Annotated in this window: 21 protein-coding genes and 1 pseudogene; 6 read left to right on the top strand and 16 right to left on the bottom strand. The window is 35.1% G+C overall.

Annotated features, from left to right (window positions below; genetic code table 11):
- Positions 1–11 precede the first annotated feature (11 nt).
- Both ACY2A0_RS07820 and ACY2A0_RS07825 read right to left on the bottom strand, forming a co-directional pair.
- Positions 12–821, bottom strand: coding sequence for a phosphatidate cytidylyltransferase (locus ACY2A0_RS07820; RefSeq protein WP_461789001.1), 810 nt, complete (start codon positions 819–821; stop codon positions 12–14).
- Between the two features lie 46 nt (positions 822–867).
- A complete protein-coding gene (locus tag ACY2A0_RS07825) occupies positions 868–1,794 on the bottom strand; it encodes a CPBP family glutamic-type intramembrane protease (protein ID WP_461791319.1) in 927 nt (308 codons plus the stop codon).
- A gap of 54 nt (positions 1,795–1,848) precedes the next feature.
- Between ACY2A0_RS07825 and dusB the strand changes: the two genes are divergently transcribed.
- Together dusB and apaG are read left to right on the top strand one after the other, a co-directional pair.
- Positions 1,849–2,856 carry a tRNA dihydrouridine synthase DusB gene (dusB, locus tag ACY2A0_RS07830; RefSeq protein WP_461789003.1) on the top strand — a complete coding sequence of 336 codons (1,008 nt, stop codon included), beginning with the start codon at positions 1,849–1,851 and terminating at the stop codon, positions 2,854–2,856.
- 33 nt (positions 2,857–2,889) lie between these two features.
- Positions 2,890–3,277, top strand: a pseudogene (gene apaG, locus ACY2A0_RS07835) (Co2+/Mg2+ efflux protein ApaG).
- A gap of 478 nt (positions 3,278–3,755) precedes the next feature.
- Here the strand turns inward: apaG and ACY2A0_RS07840 are convergent.
- Positions 3,756–4,451, bottom strand: coding sequence for a zinc metallopeptidase (locus ACY2A0_RS07840; RefSeq protein ID WP_461789005.1), 696 nt, complete (start codon positions 4,449–4,451; stop codon positions 3,756–3,758).
- A gap of 84 nt (positions 4,452–4,535) precedes the next feature.
- On the opposite strand from ACY2A0_RS07840, the gene ACY2A0_RS07845 reads away from it, so the two are divergent.
- Complete coding sequence (locus ACY2A0_RS07845; protein WP_461789006.1) at positions 4,536–5,678, top strand: NAD(P)/FAD-dependent oxidoreductase; 1,143 nt, start codon at positions 4,536–4,538, stop codon at positions 5,676–5,678.
- Here ACY2A0_RS07845 and ACY2A0_RS07850 read toward each other — a convergent pair.
- Together ACY2A0_RS07850 and purU are read right to left on the bottom strand one after the other, a co-directional pair.
- Positions 5,675–6,298, bottom strand: a complete 624-nt coding sequence (locus ACY2A0_RS07850; protein ID WP_461789007.1) for a hypothetical protein — start codon at positions 6,296–6,298, stop codon at positions 5,675–5,677. The two genes, ACY2A0_RS07845 and ACY2A0_RS07850, sit on opposite strands and share 4 nt — an antisense overlap.
- A 2-nt stretch (positions 6,299–6,300) precedes the next feature.
- Complete coding sequence (gene purU / locus ACY2A0_RS07855; RefSeq protein ID WP_461789008.1) at positions 6,301–7,140, bottom strand: formyltetrahydrofolate deformylase; 840 nt, start codon at positions 7,138–7,140, stop codon at positions 6,301–6,303.
- A gap of 84 nt (positions 7,141–7,224) precedes the next feature.
- Here purU and ACY2A0_RS07860 point away from each other — a divergent pair, with 84 nt between their 5' ends.
- The gene (locus ACY2A0_RS07860) at positions 7,225–8,508 is read left to right on the top strand and encodes a DNA recombination protein RmuC (protein WP_461789009.1); all 1,284 of its coding nucleotides are present in this window, start codon (positions 7,225–7,227) and stop codon (positions 8,506–8,508) included.
- Here ACY2A0_RS07860 and ACY2A0_RS07865 read toward each other — a convergent pair.
- The 4 genes from ACY2A0_RS07865 to nadA form a co-directional block, all read right to left on the bottom strand.
- A complete protein-coding gene (locus tag ACY2A0_RS07865; RefSeq protein WP_461789010.1) occupies positions 8,503–9,750 on the bottom strand; it encodes a glycosyltransferase family protein in 1,248 nt (415 codons plus the stop codon). The genes ACY2A0_RS07860 and ACY2A0_RS07865 overlap by 6 nt on opposite strands.
- A gap of 90 nt (positions 9,751–9,840) precedes the next feature.
- Positions 9,841–10,884, bottom strand: coding sequence for a thiamine-phosphate kinase (gene thiL, locus ACY2A0_RS07870; protein WP_461789011.1), 1,044 nt, complete (start codon positions 10,882–10,884; stop codon positions 9,841–9,843).
- Positions 10,884–12,437, bottom strand: a complete 1,554-nt coding sequence (locus ACY2A0_RS07875; RefSeq protein WP_461789012.1) for a S41 family peptidase — start codon at positions 12,435–12,437, stop codon at positions 10,884–10,886. The genes thiL and ACY2A0_RS07875 overlap by 1 nt, the downstream gene beginning before the upstream one ends.
- A gap of 1 nt (position 12,438) precedes the next feature.
- Positions 12,439–13,431 carry a quinolinate synthase NadA gene (gene nadA, locus ACY2A0_RS07880; protein ID WP_461789013.1) on the bottom strand — a complete coding sequence of 331 codons (993 nt, stop codon included), beginning with the start codon at positions 13,429–13,431 and terminating at the stop codon, positions 12,439–12,441.
- A gap of 508 nt (positions 13,432–13,939) precedes the next feature.
- Between nadA and nadB the strand changes: the two genes are divergently transcribed.
- Together nadB and ACY2A0_RS07890 are read left to right on the top strand one after the other, a co-directional pair.
- A complete protein-coding gene (nadB, locus tag ACY2A0_RS07885; RefSeq protein ID WP_461789014.1) occupies positions 13,940–15,526 on the top strand; it encodes an L-aspartate oxidase in 1,587 nt (528 codons plus the stop codon).
- 41 nt (positions 15,527–15,567) lie between these two features.
- Complete coding sequence (locus ACY2A0_RS07890; protein WP_461789015.1) at positions 15,568–16,077, top strand: gamma carbonic anhydrase family protein; 510 nt, start codon at positions 15,568–15,570, stop codon at positions 16,075–16,077.
- A gap of 3 nt (positions 16,078–16,080) precedes the next feature.
- Here ACY2A0_RS07890 and ACY2A0_RS07895 read toward each other — a convergent pair whose 3' ends face one another.
- From ACY2A0_RS07895 to ybeY, 7 genes are all read right to left on the bottom strand, one after another.
- On the bottom strand, positions 16,081–17,811 hold the full coding sequence (locus ACY2A0_RS07895) for an Ig-like domain-containing domain (RefSeq protein WP_461789016.1): 1,731 nt from the start codon (positions 17,809–17,811) through the stop codon (positions 16,081–16,083).
- A 121-nt stretch (positions 17,812–17,932) separates the two neighbouring features.
- The gene (mnmG, locus tag ACY2A0_RS07900; RefSeq protein WP_461789017.1) at positions 17,933–19,795 is read right to left on the bottom strand and encodes a tRNA uridine-5-carboxymethylaminomethyl(34) synthesis enzyme MnmG; all 1,863 of its coding nucleotides are present in this window, start codon (positions 19,793–19,795) and stop codon (positions 17,933–17,935) included.
- An 81-nt stretch (positions 19,796–19,876) separates the two neighbouring features.
- Positions 19,877–21,796 carry an ABC-F family ATP-binding cassette domain-containing protein gene (locus ACY2A0_RS07905; protein ID WP_461791320.1) on the bottom strand — a complete coding sequence of 640 codons (1,920 nt, stop codon included), beginning with the start codon at positions 21,794–21,796 and terminating at the stop codon, positions 19,877–19,879.
- A gap of 178 nt (positions 21,797–21,974) precedes the next feature.
- Positions 21,975–22,661 (bottom strand): MCP four helix bundle domain-containing protein, encoded by a 687-nt coding sequence (locus ACY2A0_RS07910; protein ID WP_461789019.1) that lies wholly within the window; start codon positions 22,659–22,661, stop codon positions 21,975–21,977.
- 157 nt (positions 22,662–22,818) lie between these two features.
- Complete coding sequence (locus ACY2A0_RS07915) at positions 22,819–23,451, bottom strand: GIN domain-containing protein (protein WP_461789020.1); 633 nt, start codon at positions 23,449–23,451, stop codon at positions 22,819–22,821.
- Between the two features lie 234 nt (positions 23,452–23,685).
- Positions 23,686–25,128 carry a serine hydrolase domain-containing protein gene (locus ACY2A0_RS07920; protein ID WP_461789021.1) on the bottom strand — a complete coding sequence of 481 codons (1,443 nt, stop codon included), beginning with the start codon at positions 25,126–25,128 and terminating at the stop codon, positions 23,686–23,688.
- Between the two features lie 190 nt (positions 25,129–25,318).
- Positions 25,319–25,741 (bottom strand): rRNA maturation RNase YbeY, encoded by a 423-nt coding sequence (ybeY, locus tag ACY2A0_RS07925; RefSeq protein WP_461789022.1) that lies wholly within the window; start codon positions 25,739–25,741, stop codon positions 25,319–25,321.
- Positions 25,742–25,792 lie beyond the last annotated feature (51 nt).

Raw genomic sequence — 25,792 nt, forward strand, 5'->3', positions numbered from 1 at the left:
AGATGCTAACACTAGTAAATTAGCAAATACAAGTAAACATAAACAATTGGTGCTGCGATAAGTAGTCCGTCGAACCGGTCTAAAAATCCACCGTGCCCTGGTAAAAAGCTGCCTGAATCTTTAACGTCTAAACTACGTTTAAGCATAGATTCCACTAAATCGCCCAAAGTTCCGAAGCAGGAAATTATTGCTGCCATACCTGCCCAAACAACTGGCTGTACATCGGTAAAGGCATACGAAATCACAAGTGCAACTACTAGGCTAGTAAATACTCCACCAAAGAAACCTTCCCAAGATTTTTTGGGTGAATGTCTTTCGAATAGCTTACGCTTACCTAATTTCATTCCAAATAAGTAAGCTCCAGTATCATTGGCCCACAGCATCAATAAAAATGCTAAAGGAAAATGATAGCTGTAATGCTCAAAATTAATGAGAAATCCCAAAGAATAGAAAAAACAAAATGGAATGGTAATATAAATGAAGCCTACAAAAGTGTAGGAGATATTGGCAAAAGGTATCTTATTTTTCTTGTATAATTCTGCTATAAATACCGCAAAAACTAACGGAATTACCAACAGCAAATATTTTAGTTCAAACCTAAAAAAGTGAAAAGCAGCGGTAGTTAAAAAAATAAGTGCTGCCACGCCAACTCCTATATTTCGATGTGGGCGAATCCCTCCTATTTTTACCATTTTATAAAACTCCAATAACGCTATCAAACTTAATAATAAGTAAAATGCGGTAAATGTGTAGGCACCTAGTAAAATAGAACCTAGCATTACAATGGTGAAAAAGAAAGCGGTAATTGCTCTTGTCTTCATATTTAGTTTTTAGTAGTAGCGTTTGTAGCTACATTATGGGTGTTGATTAATTGTTATCTATTGCTGTTTGTTGTTTAGCTAAGCTTACTCGTTGTACCAACCTAAATAATGCAAGAGTTAGTACTGCGCTAATTATATAGCCGTAAAAAGGCAAGTTCACATCATCTACATCTGTATAAGGTTGATTATGCATTTGCAAATAATAGGCTACACAAACGGCATACGCATTATTTAAAAAGTGCGCAAAAACGGCATACCAAATGCTTCCAGTCCAATAATAAACATAGCCAAATGCTGCTCCCAACAGTAACCTTGGTATAAAGCCGAAAAATTGCAAGTGTATCGCCGAAAATATGATGGCAGAAATCCAAATAGCAATGTGCGGATTGGTTTTAATGCGGAATATGGTTCGCTGCACCGCCCCTCTAAAAATAAATTCTTCACATATTGCAGGCGTTACTGCAATCACAAATAAATTAACGATTAAATCCCCGGCATTTTTCATCTTCAGTATGGCTTCCGTAGTTTTAGCTCCAGCATCTTCCAAAAATCTCATCCAATTTTCTAAGCCTTTTAAAAATTGTGGAAATACCATTTTTTGGTTCCATTCCATAGCCAAGCCCATTACAGGCATCCAACATATAGATAAAATAGCGACCAATATAAGTAAGCCTGGCTTAGGAGCTTGCAAACCGTAAAAGCCATTCACGCTCTTCCGCTCTATAACCGATAATAAAACTGCCGGCGCTAGAAATAAACCTAATTGTTGTGCTACCAATACAATTTTAAACTCGCTAATAAATCTTAGGTCATTTGTAGTTACCGCACTTACTCCTTTTAAACCGCTTTTTAAATAGACAATGGCAAGGCCTATGACCATAAATAAAATCACCCCTCCAAAGGCGAACAATAGGAGAAATAGCATTTGTAAAAATGGGCTATTCTCGGGCTTAACGTTGGCATTTTGATACATTTTTATTTTTATGCGTAACTTTGCGAAGTTTTAATTGGCTTTGAAGATAGAAAAATGTCTGTAAAGATAGGAAATATTGATTTAGGAGAGTTCCCTTTATTGTTGGCTCCAATGGAAGATGTGAGCGATCCTCCTTTCCGTTATGTATGTAAACAGGGGGGGGCAGACATGATGTATACCGAGTTCATTTCCTCGGAAGGTTTGATTAGGTCGGCTGCGAAAAGCAGGCAAAAGTTGGACATTTTTGAGTATGAGCGACCGATAGGCATCCAAATATTCGGTAGTGATATTGAAAGCATGCGTGAAGCTACGGAAATAGCTACCATGGCCGGTCCCGATTTGATGGACATCAACTACGGATGTCCGGTTAAAAACGTAGCGTGTAGAGGTGCGGGATCTGCTTTACTGCAGGATATTGATAAGATGGTAAAAATGACCCAAGCTGTGGTAAAAGCTACACACTTGCCTGTTACCGTGAAGACTCGCTTAGGTTGGGATGATAGCACAAAAAACATAGAAGAAGTTGCTGAACGTTTACAAGATATCGGCATACAGGCTTTAACCATACATGGCCGAACTAGGGCACAACTGTATAAAGGAGAGGCCGATTGGACACTGATCAGGGAGGTAAAACGTAACCCTCGAATTAAAATTCCTATTTTTGGTAATGGTGATATTGATAGCCCTCAAAAAGCTGCAAACTGGCGCTTAGAATATGGTGTTGATGGGATGATGATTGGTAGGGCTGCTATTGGTTATCCTTGGATTTTTAGGGAAATAAAGCATTTTTTTGAAACTGGCGAACATTTAGCTGGCCCAACAATACAAGAACGTGTGGAAGCCTGCAGAACACATTTCATTAAATCTATTGAGTGGAAAGGGCCTAAAGTTGGGGTGTTTGAGATGCGTAGACACTACAGTAATTACTTTAAAGGCCTTCCGGATTTCAAACCTTATCGTACACAACTTGTGCAAGAAGAAAATATAGAAACGATTTATTCTTTGTTAGAAGAAATTGCTGATAAATATATCAATGTACAACCGCTTACAGAATTGGCTTAATTATTGTGCGTGTTTTCCAATAAACTTACAACGATGGTTACTACAATTACACAAGGCGTGAAAATCTCGGTTGATACTATTTATCAAGATGAGCATTCTAATCCAGCCAATGGACATTTTATGTTTGCCTATCGTATTCATATTCAAAACTTAACGGAGTACGAAATACAACTTATGCGCAGGCAATGGTTTATTTTCGATTCTAATGGTACAATAAGAGAAGTAGAGGGCGAAGGCGTTGTGGGTGTACAGCCTGTATTAACTCCTGGTGATAGTTATACCTATGTATCTGGATGTAATTTAAAATCAGATATTTGGCACTATGAGTGGCCGGTTTTTGATGCGCAGAAGCGTTGACGATGGAGAATTTTTGGTAGATATTCCCAAATTTGAACTGATTACTCCATATCGCTTAAATTAACTTTACTTGCTAATTCTATAAATAGTTACTTATAAAAGTATAGTATTTCGCTTAAGCAGCGCTACCACAATTGATTTGTTTTCGAAAAAATGCGTTAAAGTATAGTGGAAAATTTTCTACAACTTTTGGTTGTTGTATTACTATTCCTCTTCATTTTGCTTTAACATCGTATCTCAAGCCGTTTACGATCGCCCCTTTCCTGATATTTATATTCTTTTAGATTATTTAGCTAATTCCTTTTTATATTTTGAGAATTTCTCTTTCAATTTAAGCTAATTAGCAGGAAAGACGAGATATACCAATTGCGATCTACCGCCTTTATATCAAATCATTTGGGTGTCACAATAATAAGAATCTATAAAAGATAGTTGACCGTTGAATACTTTAATGCGTTGTAAAAAATAGGCTGTATCAAATTGATTCTTAATTAAAACGAATCCAATTCAGATACAGCCTCTTTAAAATTTTTTATTAGTTACTACTCTCTGCTTCTTCCAAATAACATTGAAGCATAATATAGCAAGTTAGCCAATGCACCTAATGCCGCAACTACGTAGGTCATAGCTGCCCACCATAACGCATCTTTAGCTTGTGTATTTTCTTCAGCTGTTTGCATTACCCCTCTATTGTTCTTTAGCCAAATCAACGCTCTGTTACTAGCATCGAACTCTACTGGTAGTGTAACTATACTAAAAAGAGTGATTACTGCTAAACCAGCAACACCAATAGCTAGCACAATAGGCGGTCCATTAAAAGCGATAAGTAATACACCAATTAACAGCACCCACTGCAGTAAGTTTGATGAAATGCTTACGATAGGAACCATGCTTGATCGAAATTGTAGCCAGCCATAACTTTTGGCGTGTTGAATTGCGTGACCGCATTCATGAGCCGCAACTGCAGCAGCAGCTACGCTTCTACCATAATATACGTCGGTGCTTAAATTTACTGTCATATCTGATGGATTATAATGATCCGTCAGCTGACCTTCCGAGCTTAAAACTTTTACATTGTAAATTCCATTGTCATGTAGCATTTTTTCAGCTACCTCTTTTCCCGAAAACCCTGAGTTGAGTTGCATTTCGGCATATTTTGAGAACTTGTTTCTGAAACGCCACTGTACAAACATGCTAAGCAGAAGTATCGGAACAATTAATATTAAATAAGTTTCCATTTTAAATAATGTTTGTGTATCCACCTTTTATAAATCAAAAAGTGTTCCCATCTTTAACATCAATAAATTTTTTACATTATTTTAATGGAAGTCAACAACTTATCATATTGGGAAAAGGCAAACTTTTACAACACAGATGTATTAATTGTTGGAAGTGGCATAGTAGGATTAAATGCTGCTATCACCATTAAAAAAATAGCCCCTAAACTTAACGTAACAATACTAGAACGTGGTTTTTTACCATCTGGAGCAAGTACGAAAAATGCAGGATTTGCCTGCTTTGGGAGTATTTCAGAGTTAATTGAGCAAGAAAAAATAGCAGGAACCGACGGACTACATCAACTGGTGGAGAAAAGGTGGAAAGGTTTACAAAAGTTGCGTTCTATCGTTAGCGATCAACAGTTGGCGCTTGAAAATAATGGTGGTTTTGAACTTTTCACCACTGCTCAACTAGCACTTTCAGAGGAATGTGTATCAAAAATTGGGCATTACAATCAGCTTTTAAAGGATATCACTGGCGAAGTTGATACTTTTAAAATGGCTGAAAATCGATTAAATCAGTTTGGCTTCCATCAAATAGATACGATTATTGAAAATCGTTTGGAAGCCCAGCTTGATCCAGGTAAAATGATCAAAGCGTTGATTGCTCTAGCCGTTTCCTTAGACGTATTAATTTTGAATAATTGTGAAGTAAAAAGTTTTAAAACAGAAGAATCTGCGGTATTTGTTGAAACCCAACAAGGCATTTTTAAATCTAAAAAACTTTTGTGCTGTACTAATGCTTTTGCTAGTCAACTTATGCCAAAATTAGATATAAAACCCGGAAGAGGGCAAGTAATCATTACCAAACATATCGATAATCTTCAATTTAGAGGCACCTTCCACTATGACAAAGGTTACTATTATTTTAGAAATGTGGGTAACAGGGTTTTGTTAGGCGGTGGAAGAAATTTAGATTTCTTTACAGAACAAACTCATCAGTTTGGTGAAACTCCCTTGGTACAAAACACATTGTTACGATTACTGAAGGAGATAATTTTACCAAATACTTCTTTCGAGATTGAGCAAAAATGGAGTGGAATTATGGCTTTCGGCGCTCAACTCTCCCCAATAATTGAAGAAGTGGAGCCAAATATTTTTTGTGCAGTAAGGTGCAACGGGATGGGCATAGCTATTGGAAGCCAAACTGGTTATGATGCTGGTGAAATGGTGTTAATGAGTATTTAATTTGTAGTCCAATTATTCATAGTTTGACCTTCAAATGTTTTCGTTATTCCATATTCTATCTTTGATTTCAAGAAAAGTTCTCTTAACATTTTAAATTTAGGCCTTTCAAAATCATCGGTTTTTGCCTCTTCTTGATAACTGTACACTAGTTTTTTGCAGCCAAAACATACTTCTATAAACTCAAATACTTTTCCTTCTTCATCTAAAAAAAGTATGCCATTCCTTGGTTCGTAACATTTTGTCAACTCTATGATGTTTGGTTTTCTTATATATCCGTAATTAAATAAAATGTCGGTTAGATTATCTACTAGCAAATAGTTTAATGATTTAACTTCTGTAAATGGTAATCTACAAATAGCATATTGCAGTTTCGGCATCACAGGATTATAATAAGTTGTATCCTCTATTTCTCTGTCATCATAGTTAAAAGAAACCAGTTTTATTTGCGCTGCTTTATTAAATGGATATAGCTTAAGTCTATTTAAGAAACTAATGTTTGATTTTTTTCCAAAAAGACCAAAATCTTCTTTAAATTCTACACTTCCTGGGACTATTTTTTTCTGGCCCATTGAAACGAACGAAGTAATTAACAATAACAGGTTTAATATAATTGCTTTCATTTTTACTCAAAAACTACTGTTTTGTTACCTACTACAAAAACTCTATCATCAAAAACAAGTTCCAGCGCCTTGCTTAACACTGATTTTTCAATTTCCCTTCCTGCAATAGCCATTTGTTTAGCATCATAAGTATGGTTCACATGGATAGTTTGCTGCGTAATGATTGGACCCTCATCCAAATCATCTGTTACGAAATGAGCGGTAGCACCAATAATTTTAACGCCCCTTTTAAATGCTTGCTGATATGGACTAGCCCCGATAAAGGCTGGTAAAAAGGAGTGGTGTATATTGATGATTTTATGCTGGTATTTAGCCACAAAAGCGGGCGAAATGATTCTCATAAACTTCGCTAATACGATATAATCCAACTGATATTGACCTAACTCTTCAATGATCAACTCTTCGAATTTTTCTTTAGGTAAACCTTCATGGGAAACGTAATGAAATGGCACTTCCAACTTTTCCGATAATGCCTTCAAATTTTCGTAATTACCAATTACACATTTAACTTCTGCTCCCAGCGTTCTAAAATAGTTTCTAATCAAAATATCCGATAGACAATGGAATTCTTTAGTCACCAAAACAGCAACTCGCTTATCTGCCTTTGGAACTACGTTTACGAATGCATTTTCAGGTAATGCTTTTTCTAGTTCCAGTTTTAATTGATCAATATTTGTATTACTGGCACTACAAGAAATTCTTGCGAAAAACCGTTGCTCTTCTTCATCAACAAATTCCCGCATGGCGATAATATTGAGCTGGTGAGTTGCCAAAATTCTGGTGATGTTAGCCACCAAGCCTACTTCATCCTTACATTGTATTAAAACCAAAAGTTTATCCATGTGCTAAATATAATGTTTACTTGTAAATGAATATAGCTAGCATCATTTATTTCGTTATTTTGTATTGCTTAAAAATTTTTAGATATGGAAATTGCTATTGTTGCGTTACTTATTGTCATTCTGGTTTTTTTACTGATGTTAGTTATCAAAAAATCGAGTAAGCCAAATGAGCAAGAGTTGCCCGCTGTTGTTATTTTAAGGGAAGAAAACCAACGCTTACAACAAGAAATTACCCAAATAAGAGCGAACTTCATTAACGAAAACAATAGAGCAACTAGAGCTGAAGAAAATTTGAAAGCACAGCGTGAAGTAGCTTTGAGGCAACAACAAAATCTGGAAGAATTACAACAAAAGTTTAATCTGGAATTTACCAATATTGCCAACAAAATATTAGAGGAAAAATCTGCAAAATTTACTGCACAGAATCAAAGTAATTTAGATCAAATTATTAATCCGCTGAAAGAAAACATTAAGTCCTTTGAAGAGAAAGTAGAAAAGGTTTACCAAACTGAAGCCGCTGAAAGAAGTCAGTTAAAAGGTGTTATTTTTCAACTAATGGACCAAAGTAAGCAAATACAAACGGATGCAAATAACCTTACCAAGGCGCTTAAAGGTGATAACAAAAAGCAAGGAAGCTGGGGCGAAATTATCCTAGAACGTGTATTAGAAACATCTGGATTAGTTAAAGGCAGAGAATATAGCATTCAGAAAAGCCATAATAGCGCCGAGGGCGAACGATTACAGCCAGATGTAGTAATTAACCTGCCCGACGAAAAAAACTTGATTATAGATGCTAAAATTTCGTTGATAGCTTATGAGCGATGGGTGAGTGCAGAGACAGAAGAAGAAAAAACAATTTTCTTAAAGCAGCATCTACTCTCAATTAAAAGCCATATCGACGGATTGTCTGCTAAAAACTATCAGCATTTATATTCAATTAACTCGCCCGATTTTGTTTTACTGTTTGTACCTATTGAAGCTTCGTTTAGTGTAACCATACAAGCAGACACAGAACTTTTTAATTATGCTTGGAACAAAAAGGTCGTATTAGTTAGTCCAACTACGCTTTTAGCTACACTAAGGACTATTGCAAGCATTTGGAAAATTGATAGACAAAACAAGAACGTTTTTGAAATAGCTGAAGAAGCTGGTGCTTTGTATGATAAATTTGTTGGCTTTTTAGATGATATGATGAAAATAGGAAAGCACATTGAACAAACTCAAAAAGCGCATGATGATGCTTTTAAAAAATTACAGTACGGCTCCGGAAATTTAATTGGCAAAGTAGAGAAAATTAAAAAACTAGGAGCAAAAACAAAGGCAAATAAGCAAATTGATAGCAGATTTTTAGATAACGAAGAGTTATAGTTTTTCAATGAGTTTTAATAACTTTTCTTCTTGTCCCTGTCTGCTTAAATGATAAAGTTCTTCCTGAGTTCTATCAACTCTAACCGGTTGATTATTAAAATGGTTATCTAAGCTTTGTTTTAAAAAGCTAATGAGATCATGTTCATCTTTACATATATAGCCAGCCTGATATTTGTTAATGCTTTCCTGTAAATCACCATGATCATTAACAGGCAAAAGAATTGGTTTTTGAAAGGCCAAATATTCATATTGTTTAGTGGTGATGATCTCCCTCCTATTTCCATATTTTAAATGGAAAAACATAGCTGCACTGTATAATTCCGTATATACTTGATCGATAGGCATTTTTTGACTTATATAAACGTATGGCTCTAGGTGAAAATGCTTTATAATTTCTTTTAGCCTTAAAGACTCTCCGGTACCGATAAATCTAATTTGAAAATACTGAGGCTGAACTAAATACAAGTCAATGAGTTTTCTAATCGCTTTAAAAAATGTAATATCTTCTAATTGATCATTGTACACGGTGCCCAAATAAATTAACTTAAAAGTATATGGATGATGATTGATCAAATTAAAATTAACCTTTTTAAAGTCATAGCCATTTCTCACTACTTCGATTTGGCTCCTATATTTCTCTGGAAATAGATTCCGAATAGATTCGGAAATGGTAATGATTAAGTCTGCTGCTTTTAAATTTCTTAATTCATTTCGCTTGAGGAACCTCTTCCTTAAAAAAGAGAGAATTTTATTGTCTTCTATCTGCTTATAACCAAATACCCCTGGATCTCTGTAATCGAGTATCAACTTACAGCCAAACTCCTGTTTTAAAGCATAACCTAAATTATGAATGGCCAGTGAAGGGAAAGAAACTAAAATGATATCCTCCTTGGTGAGGTTGATGTTTGTTTTCTTTTTGTATTTGTTGAACTCTCTTCCGAGATCAAATATTTCCTTTCCTGTGATAGAATAATAGCAAGCCAATAAAAATTTAGCAACTACCCTTCTACCACTTTCAATTAATCCTTTGTAAAGATTATGAAAAAAGCCTGGAGCATAGCTCATAGGTATTTCTATCAGGTTGCCCTTAATTTTAATAGGTCTTTCCACTTTGTTCCTATTTCCGTACACAAAATGTACTTCATAGGTATTGGAAAGATATTCGGCCATACTTAAAAGCCTATTAAAACCAGTTTGATAAGTTTCCCTACCATGATAAGAAAATACAAATATTCTCTTCAATAGCGTTTGTGTTTAAGAACGCCAATATATATAATAAGCTTTAAATAATTTAATGAAATTATACTAATGCAATTCTCTTACGCCAATGAGTTAATTTTTTTTAAATGCATTCCAACCTTGGGCTTTAAGTTCATGCACTACATCCGATTTGGAAATCATTTTAACTCCTGAGTTCTTATCCGTGATATGACCAATTATACTGATATCCACATCGTTCTTAATCTTCTCATAATCAGCTTGTTTTATAGTGAAAAGCAGTTCATAATCTTCGCCTCCATTTAATGCGCAAACCGTTGGATCCAAACCAATTTCTCTAGCTGTTTCGTAAGTTACTGGATCTATCGGCAGTTTTTCTTCATAAATTGTACAACCTTTATCGCTTTGCGTAGTGATATGTAAAATTTCTGATGCTAATCCATCGGAAACATCAATCATAGCTGTTGGTTTTACCCCAATCTGCGATAAAAGATCTACTACATCTCTCCTACCTTCAGGTTTTAGTTGACGTTCTATCACATAATCTTTTCCTTCCAAATCTGGTTGTATTTGCGGATTTTCCAAGAAGATTTGTTTCTCTCTTTCTAAAATTTGTAAACCAACATAAGCGCCACCCAAATCACCAGATACACACAATAAGTCGCCCTCTTGCGCCCCATTTCGATAAGTTACATCTGCTTTATCTGCATATCCTATACTAGTGATACTAATTACTAAACCTTGTCTGCTCGAAGATGTATCTCCACCAATTAGATCAATATTAAACTTATTGCAAGCTAGCTCAATGCCCTTATATATTTCTTCTATGGCTTCTAAAGGAAATTTAGATGATACACCCAATGATACCGTAATTTGTGAAGCGACACCATTCATAGCATAAATATCACTTAAATTTACTTGTACTGCTTTATATCCTAAGTGCATTAAGGGAACATAAGATAAATCAAAATGAACTCCCTCTAACAATAGATCAGTTGAAATTAAAGTTTGCTTATCCTTAAAATCCAACACTGCAGCATCGTCTCCAACACCTTTAACGGAACTTTCATGTTTAATTTTGAAATTATCCGTTAAGTGTTTAATTAACCCAAATTCACCTAATTCTTCTAATGAAGTACGCTCTTTATTTTCAAACATTATCCTTTTCCTTTAATATCTGTTAAAATCCACTGCAATTCTCTATCGTAATTGCTTATTCTATCTTGTAAGCTCGATTGTATTTCTATGTCTGGAAAAACACCTCTGCCATAAAGCTCTTGTTGATAAACCGGAGCCATTCTATTTAATCCTAATCTTAGCCCTAATTTGGTGTTTTTTAAAGTCACCACCGGAATCCTGCCAGCTGTACATTGGTTTGCTCCTCCGCCAGTTTCTGTACCTACAAATGTAGCACGTTTACTACCTTTTAAATTTGCACTTAGCAATGAAGATGCTGAAAAACTAAACTCATTAATTAGCACATATACCTTGCCTTTATAGTTATTTTTATTAGGTTTTTGAGCGGTATAACCTTTCATAAAAGAAAAGAAATTTCCGTCCTTATCCTCATATAAGTTACCATTGTCATTAAACCCGGTTAGGTAATAGCTCAACTTCTTTAAGCCAGTTTCGTATTTGTTAGCATTAAAATTTCCATTATTAATTGGCTTAGCTAAGTAAACAAACTCCTTATCGGTAAGATAGGCAAAAAGTGCTAAGCTAGCGCTTAATGTTCCGCCGGGATTATTTCTAATATCGATTACTAAATTTTTACTTTTTGCTAACGCAATGCTATCAAAACACTGTTTATAAAATGCCGGAAAATTTGCGGTAGGTACCGAAAAACTTTTGATTTTAATATACGCTACATCCTTGCCTTGATCTAGAAATTTAAAATCGAGTTGGTACTCATTATTAACCTTATTTCCTCTATATTTTAAGCTTTTTACAGGATTTTTAAAGTTCGTTTTAGCAACTTTTTTTGCAGTATCTAGCTTCTTTTTCTCTACGTCATCTTTCTTTTTGTCGTAAAAAGAAATAAAAGTTTCTACCGTATTTGTATCTGTTTTGTACTTGATTAATACACTGTCCTTCTCGTCGAAATAAATTTTATAAAGTTGTGGGAAAGATCGTTCAATGCGTTTATCTTTTGGCTGTACATTGTAGCCATCATAACTAAATCCAGTTGAAACTGTGTTGAATATATCTCTAACAGGCTTACCATCTATCTCTAAAATTTCAGTGCCTGTTTTAATGCTTTTATTTTTACTCTTATTGTTAATCACTATCAATTTATCATCAGCAACTGCATAACTAAATTGCCTTAAGGGATAAATTTTATTTTTTATCGCTTCCTTTTCTAACTTATCCAAGGGATTTGTTGAAGGAATGCGTAAAGCAGTGTGACCGCACCTTATGGCTGCTACCACTGGAGCTAATTTTTGATAAAACTGTACAGTGGTAAGTGGTTCATTTATCGCCTTTTTTAAACTATCGAATTTACCATCTAATTGCTTCTTAGTAATGTACCAATACAATCCAGGATGTCCATCTTTTAAAATTTGATAAGTTAAATCAACATCCTGTTGCAATGCGGCAACACTATGCTTCTTTTCAGTAATGGTGAAGTTCTGTTCTTTTATGGAAGAACAAGACGTTAAAAAAACGACAATTATCAACACCAAATTTCTATAAAAAAGCATCCTCATCATCTTACAAACCCAATTTTGCCGAAATTTCTAACATTCTTTCGATAGGTTTTCTTGCATCGTCAATAATGTGAGCTGGTACAGTAACCTCAGGCATTCCATTTTTAATGCATAAGTAAAGCTTTTCTAGTGTATTTCGTTTCATGTACGGACAATCGTTGCAAGCACAAGCATTGGTTGGTGGCGCAGGGATAAAGGTTTTATCCGGACAAGCCTTCTCCATTTGGTGGATAATGCCACTTTCAGTAGCTACAATGAACTCTTTTGCTTCGCTATTGATGGTGTATTTCAGTAAACCAGTGGTAGATCCAATGTAATCTGCCATTTGCAATACTGCTTCTTCACATTCTGGATGTGCAATAAACTTTGCATTTGGATGGCGTTCTTTCAGCTTGGTAATTTTCTCCCTCGAAAAAATTTCGTGTACCATACACGCCCCGTTCCACAACACTAAATCTCTTCCTGTTTTTTTTGCGACGTAGGCACCTAGGTTTTTATCCGGCCCGAAAATGATTTTCTGATCTTTAGGTAAACTTTCCACAATTTGTACTGCATTTGTTGATGTGCAAACAATATCGCTTAGCGCTTTTAGCTCTGCAGTACAGTTCACGTAAGTAATCACCAAATGATCTGGATATTTTTCCTTGAACTTTTTAAACAAATGTGGTGGACAACTGTCGGCTAACGAACATCCAGCTTTTAAATCTGGCAGTAAAACTTTTTTTTGCGGCGATAAAATTTTTGCTGTTTCGGCCATAAAATGCACACCAGCAAATACAATCACATCAGCGTCTGTTTTTGCTGCTTCTTGTGAGAGGCCCAAACTATCGCCAATATAATCTGCAATATCTTGAATGTCAGGTTCTTGGTAGTAGTGCGCTAAAATAATCGCATTTTTTTCCTTCTTTAATCGCTCAATTTCCGCAAATAAATCTAACGTTGGATCTATTTTCTCCTCTAAGTAACCTTTTCTATTTAATTCTTCTAAAATTTCCATTAATATCATTTTTAGCAACAAATGCTTTTAGAAAGACATTGAAGCGTTTTTAAAATGGGCTTTAATTTTTTGTAAAGATACACAGCTTTGAACGCTCCTACAACGCTATCAACATCTCAAAAAAATATAATTTAATTATTTAAATAAAATCTTATTCTTTATTAGTGTGTTGAAAGTGTGAAAAAAGTATTGCTTAAAAATTTTGTGAAGTGAGTTTTCCTATACTTACCAACATTTTTGTTGAGTTTTTATTTTATTCTTTCATTGAAAATCAATGAGATATTTTTTTGACGATTAAATTATCAATAGCTAAATGTTTATTGTTAATTATGTTGTTAAAAGTTGATAACCTAGGTAAAGGTGCTTAAAAATTATGTAAAAGATTGTTACGAATTTGCCTTTTTAGCTTAGCTTTAAACATTCAAATATATTTGTTAGGATAATTTGTACATTCAATTCACACGGTTGTTAAGGTTATCAACATACTTGTTATATATAGCTTAATTTAATGAAAAAGGTCGATTTTTTAGTAATAGGATCGGGGATAGCTGGACTTAGTTTTGCACTTAAGGCTGCTAAATTTGGTAAAGTGTTGATAGTCACTAAATCTAACGAAGACGAATCAAATACGAAGTATGCGCAAGGAGGAGTGGCGGTAGTTGTTGATAAAGAAGATTCCTTTGAAAAACACATCAAGGATACATTGATTGCGGGGGATGGTTTATGCGATGAGGAAATTGTGGAAATCGTGGTGAAAGAAGGTCCTGAAAGAATTCAGGAGATCATAGATTATGGTATCAACTTCGATAAAAATCCAGCTGGAGTGTTTGATTTGGCAAAGGAAGGAGGTCATTCGGAGCATAGAGTACTACATTATAAAGATGTTACTGGCTACGAGATAGAAAGTGTTTTGTTGAAGCAAATCCATCAAAATGATAACATCGAGATATTAACACATTACTTCTGTTTAGAACTGATTACCCAGCATCACCTGGGAAAACATGTGGATAAGAGTAGTAAAGATATCAACTGCTATGGGATATATGCCTTTAACACAGAGGATAACAATGTGGAGAAGATATTGGCCAACGTTACCGTGATGGCTAGCGGCGGTGCAGGACACATATATGCTAACACCACTAATCCTGTAATAGCTACTGGCGACGGTATGGCAATGGTGTATCGTGCTAAGGGCAAAATTAGAAACATGGAATTTATTCAATTTCATCCAACGGCGCTATATCATCCAGGTGAGTATCCATCATTTTTAATATCGGAGGCGGTTAGAGGTTTTGGCGGAGTTTTGCGCAGAAGAACAGGAGAGGAGTTCATGTACGAATACGATGAACGCGGCTCTTTGGCACCAAGAGATATCGTAGCCCGTGCCATTGATAATGAAATGAAAAAATCGGGAGATGATTTTGTTTATTTAGATATCACCATGCGTAAGAAAGCTGATATTTTGAAGCATTTTCCAAACATTTACGCCAAATGCCTTTCTATTGGTATTGATATGACCAAGGATTATATTCCAGTTACGCCTGCTTGTCACTACATGTGTGGTGGAATATTGGTTGACGAATATGGAAAATCATCTATCAACAATTTATATGCTTGTGGTGAGGTTTCATCAACAGGATTACACGGTGCTAATAGGTTGGCTTCTAATTCGTTACTAGAAGCTACTGTTTTTGCGCATCGCATATTCCTATCGGCCATTGAGAGTTATCAACATAACACTATTCCAGATCATATTCCAGAATGGAATGATTTAGGTGTAATTCAATCTAATGAAGACATTTTGGTTACCCACAATTTAAGGGAAACTCAGAAAATAATGAGTGATTATGTTGGGATTGTTAGATCTGATTTTAGATTGGATAGGGCAATGCGTAGACTTTATTTATTATACGAAGAGACGGAGGAATTCTACAAAAAAAATAAAGTTTCTGTTAAGCTTTGCGAATTAAGAAACGTAATTCAGGTAGCATATTTGGTCATAAAATCTGCCATGCAGCGTAAAGAAAGTAGGGGATTACATTACACAACAGATTATCCAAAGCACGCAAATGAATTAGTTGATACTATAATTTAGGTTCTAAATCATAAGTTTTACATCTCAATACTCATAATCTCATGTCTATTATATTACCGGTAAAAGGGATTAATCCCGAATTTGGAAACGATTGTTTTATAGCACCTAATGCCACTATAGTTGGCGATGTAAAAATTGGAGATAAATGTTCTATTTGGTTTAATGCTGTGGTTAGGGGAGATGTGAATAGCATTACCATTGGTAACGAAAGCAATATTCAAGATGGTGCTGTTATTCACGCTACTTACTTAAAAGCGGCTACAACAATTGGGAATAGAGTGAATGTAGGTCACAATGCAATTGTGCATGGCTGTACCGTTAAGGATAACGTACTTATTGGCATGGGCGCCATTGTGATGGATCATGCGGAAATTAATGAATATTGTATTATCGCAGCTGGATCAGTGGTGCTAGAAAATACCATTTGCGAAGGCGGCTATATTTATGCTGGTACACCTGCAAAAAAAATAAAGCCCATTACGGAAGAGCAAAGGGCTTTATTAAATAAATTGCCGGATAATTATATCATGTATTCGGATTGGTTTAAGTAAGTACTAGTTTCTACCCATTCCTAAACCTCCTGTTGCTCTATTATTTTGTAGCGGAGGCTTTCTTATTTCAACTTTTTCTTTAGGTTTTGGTGTTGGGAGTGGAGCAACACTGGGTATTTGAATAGCTTCGTTTCTATCCCAATTTGCCCTAATTGATAACTCTTTCGGGTAATACCAAATGGCTTCTGGTTGAGTACCTTGTTTTACATCTCCGGTGTCCCAAACACCATTTTTATTTTCGTCATAAACAATTCTGCCATAATAGATACCTTGTTTATAATTGGCTAATTTTACTTGTGTTTTTTTCGTAATTGGAAAAGAAACTAATACATTTTTGTCTTTATTTACAATTTCCAGAACATATCTTTTTGTACTGTCTGTCGGTTCAACAGCTAATGTGAGTGAGCCGTAATCATTTGCATCAGCTAATGTAAAGGTTCTTTTAATTTCTTTATTTTTAGCATCAAAAATTGCTGTTACTGCATTTTCCCTAAGCAATAAAATGTATTCTTCTTTGGCTCTCCACTTATATTTAATAAAGTATCTAGTGATATTTGTGCTATCTTTTACTAAACTGAACTTTCTAGGAATGCTATCTTCAAGCAAAATGAATTTACTTTCATCTATATTTTTAATAGGAAAGTTAAATGTTAAACTTAAATCTTTGTAAGGATTTAGACTGCCACCTTCTAGATTGTCGTTGAAACTTACTGTTCTGTTATAGGTTTCTCGCTTAGACCTGCTAAATTTCACGGTATCCAATGGTATTCCATTATTTTTTACCGCAACTTTAACCGAGTCAAAACTCAGATCGTTAAGCCATAATGTAACACTATCTTTGTTTTTCGAGAATTGGAATTGCTTTCCTTGGTCAACGCTAGGAGGGAAGATCACATTTAATTCTCCAGTTTTTAGAGGTTGATTGAAGCTCATAAAAATGCTACCATCAGGGTTAAGTCTTTTGTCCAAAGTTCTGAACGTGGATGCATTTTCTTTAAATACAGATAAATGAATGCTATCTATATTTTTCTCTACCACCAAAGGATTTTTCAAGAAGGCGATTTCGTCAGTTGCTTGTTGGTAGATTTTATCTCCACCACCTTTTTGTTCTTTTAATGCGTAAATTTTATAAGTATCTTTTCGAAGGTTATTCAATTTGAAATTTCCACTACTGTCAGTCAATGTGAAAATGGCGGGACGTTTCTTTCCAAACAAGCTGTCTCTGGATAGTGGAATGATAAATACTGTACTTTCAATTTCTGCTTCTCCGGTTAGGGAGTTGGTTAAATTACCGCTGATACTTAAAGAATCCAAAGTTGGTCCGGTAGAGAATACGTAACTGAAATTTTTTAGCTCGTTATTTTCATTCAAATCTACAATTGACTTTCCAAAATTTAAGGTGTACGTAGTATTTGCTTCCAAAGAATCGGGAAGCGTAATTTCCAATCTTTTTAATTTAGCTTTAAGTTCTGGCACTTTTTCTAATTCAGGAGAAATTGAAAATTCCTTGTACTCATTATTGAGTTTGATATACTCATCAAATTCAATCACAATTTTTTTAGCTTTAAAATTGGTACTTAAATTTTCGGGTATCATTTTTAAAACTTTTGGCGGTGTGGTGTCACGAGGGCCGCCCTCAGGTGACTTCATCGCTGCACAGCCATGTAATATCAAAATTCCTACTAAAATCGCATAAAAAACTGCGATAAAATTGAATTTGCCTTTTTTAGTCATTTATAAGCGATTTAATCAATTTTAATTGTTTTTGGATTAATAATATTAAAAATTAGAGTTATTAGCTTATATCGCTTTATTTTAACTCTATATTTTTTTAAGGTAACTTATTGATATTTAATTATTTAGCAATATGAATCATTAAAACTGATATATCAGATGGTGAAACGCCAGAAATTCTTGATGCTTGACCTAAAGTACGCGGTTTAATTTTCAATAATTTTTCCCTTGCTTCTTTTGATAAAGATACTAAAGTATTATAATCGAAATCCGGATTAATTGACTTGTCTTCCATCTTTTGCATCTTAGCAACAATCTCTTGTTCTTTCTCGAAGTAGCTTTCGTATTTAATTTTTATTTCCGCTTGTTCAACAGTTTCTTGATCAAAACTGTTCAGTAATTCATTTAATGGATCGCTTACTTTTCTTAAGTCCGAGATATTTACTTGTGGTCTACTTAGCACATTGAAAAGCTTAACATTTTGGGTAAGGGGAGAAGTTCCTAATTCTTCCATCAGCGGATTGGCGTCTACCATTTCAATTCCTTGCTTTTTAGTAAAGGCAACTATATCATCTGAATTCTTAATTTTTTCATTTACAATTGCAAGTCTTTCATCGCTTACCAAGCCTAACTCATGCGCTATTGGAGTTAAACGAATATCTGCATTGTCTTGTCTCAACAGTAACCTGTGTTCAGCTCTTGATGTAAACATTCTATACGGTTCTTCAGTTCCTTTGGTAACTAAGTCATCAATTAAAACACCTATATATGATTCAGATCGTTTCATGATCAATTCATGTTGATCATTTACCTTTTGATGAGCATTGATTCCAGCGATAAAACCTTGACTAGCAGCTTCTTCATAACCTGTAGTACCATTAATTTGGCCAGCAAAGAACAAATTACTAATTAACTTAGTTTCCAACGTTAATGAGAGTTGGGTAGGAGGGAAGTAATCGTATTCGATGGCATATCCTGGCCTAAACATTTTGGCATTTTCAAATCCGGGAATTTGAGTTAACGCTTTGTATTGCACATCTTCCGGCAAAGAGGTAGAGAATCCGTTAACATATATTTCGCAGGTGTTCCAACCTTCTGGTTCTACAAAAATTTGGTGCCTTTCGCGTTCTGCAAATCTGTTGATTTTGTCTTCTATCGATGGACAATAACGTGGACCTAAACCTTTGATCCTTCCGGTAAACATTGGAGATTTTTCAAAACCTTCTTTTAAAGTTTCATGAACTTTATCATTAGTATAGGTAATCCAACAGCAGCGTTGATCGGTTGGAAGTTCTACATTGGTATACGAAAATCTACCTCTATCTTGATCTCCCCATTGCTCTTCCATTAAGTCATAATTGAGTGATCTGCCATCTATTCGTGGAGGAGTTCCGGTTTTCATTCTTCCAGCTTCAAAGCCTAACTCAGTAAGTTGCTCTGTTAGTCCAGTTGCCGATTTTTCTCCAGTACGTCCACCGCCCATTCTTTTCTCGCCAATGTGTATTACCCCATTAAGAAAAGTGCCGTTAGTTAAGACTACGGATTTGGCTTTTATCTCTACACCGAGATTAGTTTTGACACCAATAACTGTATTATTTTTTACAATTAGGGAACTTACCATTTCTTGCCAAAAATCAATATTTGGAGTTCTTTCCAATGCTAGTCTCCATTCTTCTGCAAATCTTTTTCTATCGTTTTGAGTTCTTGGACTCCACATCGCTGGTCCTTTGGATTTATTTAGCATACGAAATTGGATAGTTGTCTTATCTGCAATAATGCCAGAATAACCACCCATTGCGTCAATTTCTCTTACAATTTGACCTTTAGCTACACCGCCCATAGCTGGGTTGCAACTCATTTGTGCAATAGTTTCCATATTCATGGTAATTAGTAATACCGATGAACCTAGATTAGCAGCAGCAGCAGCAGCTTCGCAACCAGCGTGTCCTGCACCCACTACTATAACGTCGTACTCTTTAAACATAATTAGTATTATATTTAACTCATGTTTCACGTGAAACATGAGTTTATTTTATCTGTTATTTATTTGTTTCACGTGAAACATCTATTGTTTTTCTGAAAGTTCCATCCATCTTTCCATTTTAATTTCAATGGATTGATTTAATTTTTCAATTTTATCCGACAATTCTTTTATTTTAACGTAATCTGATGGGTCGATGTTATTAAATTCATTGGTGGAAATTTTTAGCTCCTCTTCATGTTCTGCCAATGATTCCTCAAGATTTTTAAATTCCTGTTGCTCTTTGAAGCTAAGCTTACTTACTGCGCTTTTACTTGGAGGTATGTCGTTTGTGGACTCTTGTTTTTGTTTTTTTAGAGCTAGTTCTTTTTCCACTTCCAAACTATTTCTATGTTCGGAATAGTTGCCATTGAAAATTTTAACGTTTCCATTGCCCTCCATGATAAAAAGCTGTTCACTCATTTTATCCAAAAGATATCTATCATGTGATACAAGCATTAACACCCCCGGAAAATTTTCTAAAAATTCTTCCAATACATTTAATGTGTCAATATCTAAATCATTAGTAGGTTCATCTAGAATTAAGAAATTTGGATTTTGCATCAACACTTTCATTAAATGCAAACGTTTTTTCTCACCACCACTCAGTTTTTCTACCAGACCATGTTGTTTCTTTGGAGGAAATAAAAATAAAGTTAATAGTGCAGAAGCGGAAATAGTTTGACCATCTGCCATTTTGATGTATTCAGCATCTGCTTTTACAATATCTATTACTCTTTCTTTTTCATTGAAAGAAAGACCTCCTTGTCGATAATAGCCGAACTTAGTGGTCTCACCTAAATCTACAACACCTTTTAATGGTGATAAATTACCAGTGATGATATTTAGGAGTGTTGATTTTCCTGTGCCATTTTTTCCAGCTAAACCTATTCTGTCACCTTTCTTAAAAACGTAACTGAAGTCATCTATAATAATTTTATCTTGAAATTGTTGGTGGATATGATCTAGTTCCAGGATTTTATTTCCTTGTCTAGACATCTTCACATTAAGAGTTACCTTTTGGTGGTCCACTCTTTGTTTTGTTTTATCTTCCAGATCATAAAACGCATCTATTCTAGCCTGTGACTTTGTAGTTCTAGCCTGAGGCATCCTACGCATCCACTCCAACTCTTTCTTAAGTAAATTCTTATTCTTTTGAAATGTCGCATCATCCTGAGCTTCACGTTCCGCCTTTTTTTCTAGGAAATAAGCATAGTTGCCATTATAAGTGAACGTTTTTCCTCGGTCTAACTCTACAATAGTATTGCAAACGTTATCTAAAAAATATCTGTCGTGAGTTACAAGCAATAATGTTTTAGCTCCCGTGGTAAGTAATTTCTCCAACCATTCAATGGTATCTATATCTAAATGGTTGGTAGGCTCGTCTAAAACATATATCTCTGGATCTTCAATTAGTAGTTTAGCTAAAGCCAGTCTTTTTCGTTGACCACCAGATAATGTATCTATTTTTTGCTGAAGCTGTGTAATGCCCATTCGGCTCAAAATAGTTTTAATTTGATGTTCATATTCCCAAGCATTATGCTCGCTCAATTCTTCATATAATCTATTGAGCTTCTTTTCGTCAGGATGCTCTTGCTCAATTAATTCTTCATATTCTTTTATTAGTTGCTGTTGCTTATTTTCAGACGAAAATATGAAGTCGCTTATGGTCGAGTCGCTCGGGAAACTTGGTTCCTGATTGAGAAAACCGATCTTAACTGATTTATTTTTTACTATTTTACCTTCTAAAGGAGCAAAACGTTCCGCCAATAACTTCATTAGGGTACTTTTTCCGGCGCCATTTACGCCAACTAAGGCTACTCGTTGTCCAGCATTAATACCTAATGTTAAATTTTTAAATAGCCATTCGTCATGATAGGCATGGCCAAGCCCTTCGGCTGCAATTAATGTACTCAAGATGTATGATAAATTATATGTTATAGTCCATCGAAATGGTATTCTCATGCATAACTGATTTACTCAATTAAGATGAAAATTGATGCAAAAGTACGGATTATTAGCTGTTTAAGCATTTACATGCAGTACATTATTAAAAAGCGAGGAAAATAATTACCAAACTATGTTTAAATAAAAGCATGTATGGCGGAATATTGCCGAATATCACATGTCATTGCGAAGGTCCTCAATTAAGATTGTAATTGTCGTTGCGGATATTCATAACATTTGAAGCAGCTAAAATAGACACAATCAGTGCGCCTATAACGATGGCAATTAATAGTTGCAAAGTTGAATACAGACTAGTTCCTTTTACAATTTTTTGAGATTCATCTTTCAGTTGTTCTCCTACGGTAGTTTGTACTCTCGTGAGCTGTGATAACCGGTCCGAAATGTCTAGAAAAGATGCTTCCATTTCACTATTGTATAGAATTCGTATTCCAGTTTTATCGGTAGGTGTGGGATTTGATAATATACTTTTTTCTAAGGTCTTATTTATTTTTATCTTATATTTTAATTCATCTAAATGATTGCGTTCATTTCCTACTAAAAATGTCTTTTCATATTTGGCCAATAATGTATCAATATCATTATTGTAATCATTTAGTTTAAGGCGAAGTTGATTAGCATTTAAGTGATTTCGTTCGTTATATACGTAACCTTCCAGCAGGTATCGTTTGGCGTAGATCTTTTCGGCGATATAAAACAAGTCGGTTGCCGGTACCAGTCTGTCATTGTATAAAGATGTAAAAGCTGTCTCCATATTTTTGATACTTCTGTCTTCAAGTAATCTGATGAGAATGATACAAACCATAATCATAAATAGGAGGATAGCAATTTTGGTTTTTTGCTTTAGTGAATAAGCGAATTTCATATCTACAATTTATAAATTTCCAATATAGCCATTATTTTTAAATGAATAAGTTTTACAGCTTTACTGCGTAATAACGGATCATTTGAAAATAAAAAAAGCGGGCATCCACCCGCTTGATTAACTAAAACTAAACTAAATTTATATGTGAATATGAATTTTAAAATATGGTTAAGATGTCGTTTTCTGGTAGCTGATTTTTGTTTTCTTGTTGTTTAGCAACGCCTACATTTTTAGATTGGATATTGCTAATTTCTGAGGTGAAATTGTTCATGTTGATTGCTGCAACTGTGCCGATGGTAGCATTATATTCGTTCGTATTTCCTGTTAAATTTAAAGCGGAACGTCCGTTTACGTTTGCGAATAAATCTACAGTGTTGGTGTTTAGGGAAGCTTTCGCTTCATCTTTTAAATTAACAACTAGGCTCAACGTGTTAAATTTTCCAGCAGTTTTAACTGTTGAGTTATCGCTAACGTTGATTTCATTTAATTGACTTGCGTAAACTACAACGGTTAAAGTTTCTTTGTTGAATGAACTGATTCTAAGTTCACCGTTTTTCTCTTGTACTAATGCGTTTTTCGCATAGTAATTATCATAAACTTGAACGCTTTGGTTGCTGCTTTGAACCAGTATTACTTCGACATTTCCTGCAACGTTAAGTTTGCTAAAATTATTGATTTGGCTAAGTACCGTTACTTTTTGATTCTCTTTAGCATTTGCGAAAGAAGGTCCGTTGATTCCTAAACCTAAAGTTAGTAAAGCAGCGAATAAAGTTTTAATAGAAGTTTTCATATTGTGTGTTTTTTATGTCCGTGTTATTTTTGTTTTTGAACTTGTTACATCTATAAGACTGAAGAACAGTAAAAAGGTTGCATGCCTTGCCGGCGTATTATACCATCAACAGTTGCGCTTCGACCAACGCCTTTTATTTTTCGACCAACAGGTCTTCTATTTTTTCTCCTAAATCATAAAAAGGGTGAAATATTAAATCTCACCCTTTTTATGCAATTAGTTATAGTGCTCTTTTTAGAGTCGAAGTTCTTTTGCTTTGGCCATTACGTTATTGGTAAGTACAATCAATTCCGTATCAAAGTTGCTATTCTCGCTTCGCGAGTTCAATAAAATTGCGGCACTATATTCTGTTCCATAAATCCAGAAAGTGGCTGTGCCGATTAAATTGCCTCCATGATAAAATCCTTCGAAAAGTGAATGCCCGGTGCGCCAACCTAGTGTGTAATTTGCAATTGTTGACTTAGTAAACATCATTGTTCTGGTGGCATAATCAAGAATATCTGGCCTTATGGTACCACCATCAACGGAATACAATACTTTAAATAGGTTGTCGGTATTGATGGAAATACCACCCGCCGCCTTGTAAACTTCGATATCATTGCCATATGCTGTGGAACTTCCTTGTGGATAGCAAACGGCCTCTTTAGCTCGACGGGAGGAGGCAGAAGACGAAGCCAGATTTACCGTAATTCCGCCAGCACCATAAATTTCCTTGATGTAGGTGATGTAATCCTTTCCTGATACCACTTCTATAATCTTTCCTAAAACACCATACCCCATGTTGTAATAGGAGTAAGTGGTTCCAGGTTCTGATTGGCTGGAGTTGAGCATGGTCTGTATTTTTTGATCCAAGGTGGTTCCGGCACTGCTGCTAAACATAGGATCTCCTGAATATCCAGCAGTGTGCTCCAATAGATGCCTTACGGTTACTTTCGACGATTTGGGACCTACCGTTGGGAAAGAAGCTTTAAGTATGCCCGTTGCGCCAAAAACCAAATCGTTAAGGCCTATTTTGCCAGCTTGTATTAGCGACATGATAGCGATAGCCGTGTGCTGCTTACTCATTGATGCAAGCCTGAACTCGTAATCAGCCGAGGCACGTTCATTACCTTCTACGCTAGCAAAACCGCAAGCATTCTTATATACTACGTTTTCGGTACTATTCTTTCCAATGGCGTAAGATGCAGCTGGGATATTATATTTTTCAATGACCGGATAAATCATCGCATCAATATCCTTAATTCCTGTTTGGGCTAAAATGGTAAAATTTGCTGTGGTGCCATCTTCTGCAGTTACAATTACAGGTAGTGTTTTGCTTAAATCTAACGTTCCCGAATTGTTGGAAAGGGTGTTTCCATCTACTTTGATAGAAGCTTTCGCAGATAAGTTAAAATTGACTTTAACCCCCGTTAAGGTAGATCCCAATGGTAGCGTGATATAAATTTTAGAAGTCGATTTATAGATATACCCATCACCGTTGATATTTGAATTTTCAGACTTGAGAATGGTAATACTCGTGATTTCCTTCGCACTTGAAATAGTGCCGTTAGTTGTAGGGGGCGGATTATTACCTGGAGTTGGATCATCTTTTTTAGAACAAGATGCCAGCAAGGCAATGAAAAGCATAAAAACCAAATAAGTTTTGGCAATTTCATGTTTCGTAATAAGTTTCTTCATTCTTAAAATAGTGGTTTTAGGTTAATGATTTCTATTAAAAGCCGCATTAAATCGCAACTAATATTTTGAAAATCAAGCTATTTTAAGAATAAAACCGCAAAAAACATAATTTTAATGCATAACCGATGACTTGATTGGACCGACTATTTCTAGCTTACGTACGATGGTCGCAAAACTATATTGTTTAAAGTCAGCTTCTTTTTGCCAAATAGAAATCCTCTTTTGCGGTCATAGCGATTTTGTCGTTCTTGGACTTATCTTTATAACCTAATAGATGAAGTGTACCATGAATGATGATGCGGCAAAGTTCATCGATAGTTTTGGCGTTGTTTTGCTTAGCGTTATCTTTAACTCTATCGATGCTAATAAAAATATCCCCTAAAATAGTTTTAAGCTCCTCTGAGTTATCAAAAGTGATTACATCGGTATAGTAGTCATGTTGCAAAAAATCTTGGTTTATACGCAGTAAATAATCGTCTGAACAGAAAATGAAATTCAATTCCGATAGTTTGTAGCCTTCGGCTGATATGGTTTCGCTGATCCATTTTTTAATGGAAGTTTTACCTTTAAGCGTATAGTTAGTGTCTTCGTTGAAGAAATTAATTTTTGGCATCGATATAAAAATTGAAACACAAAAGTAATAAGATTGACTACAAAGGCACCA

Source organism: Pedobacter sp., assembly GCF_965249885.1.
In the GTDB taxonomy this organism is placed as follows: Bacteria; Bacteroidota; Bacteroidia; order Sphingobacteriales; family Sphingobacteriaceae; genus Pedobacter.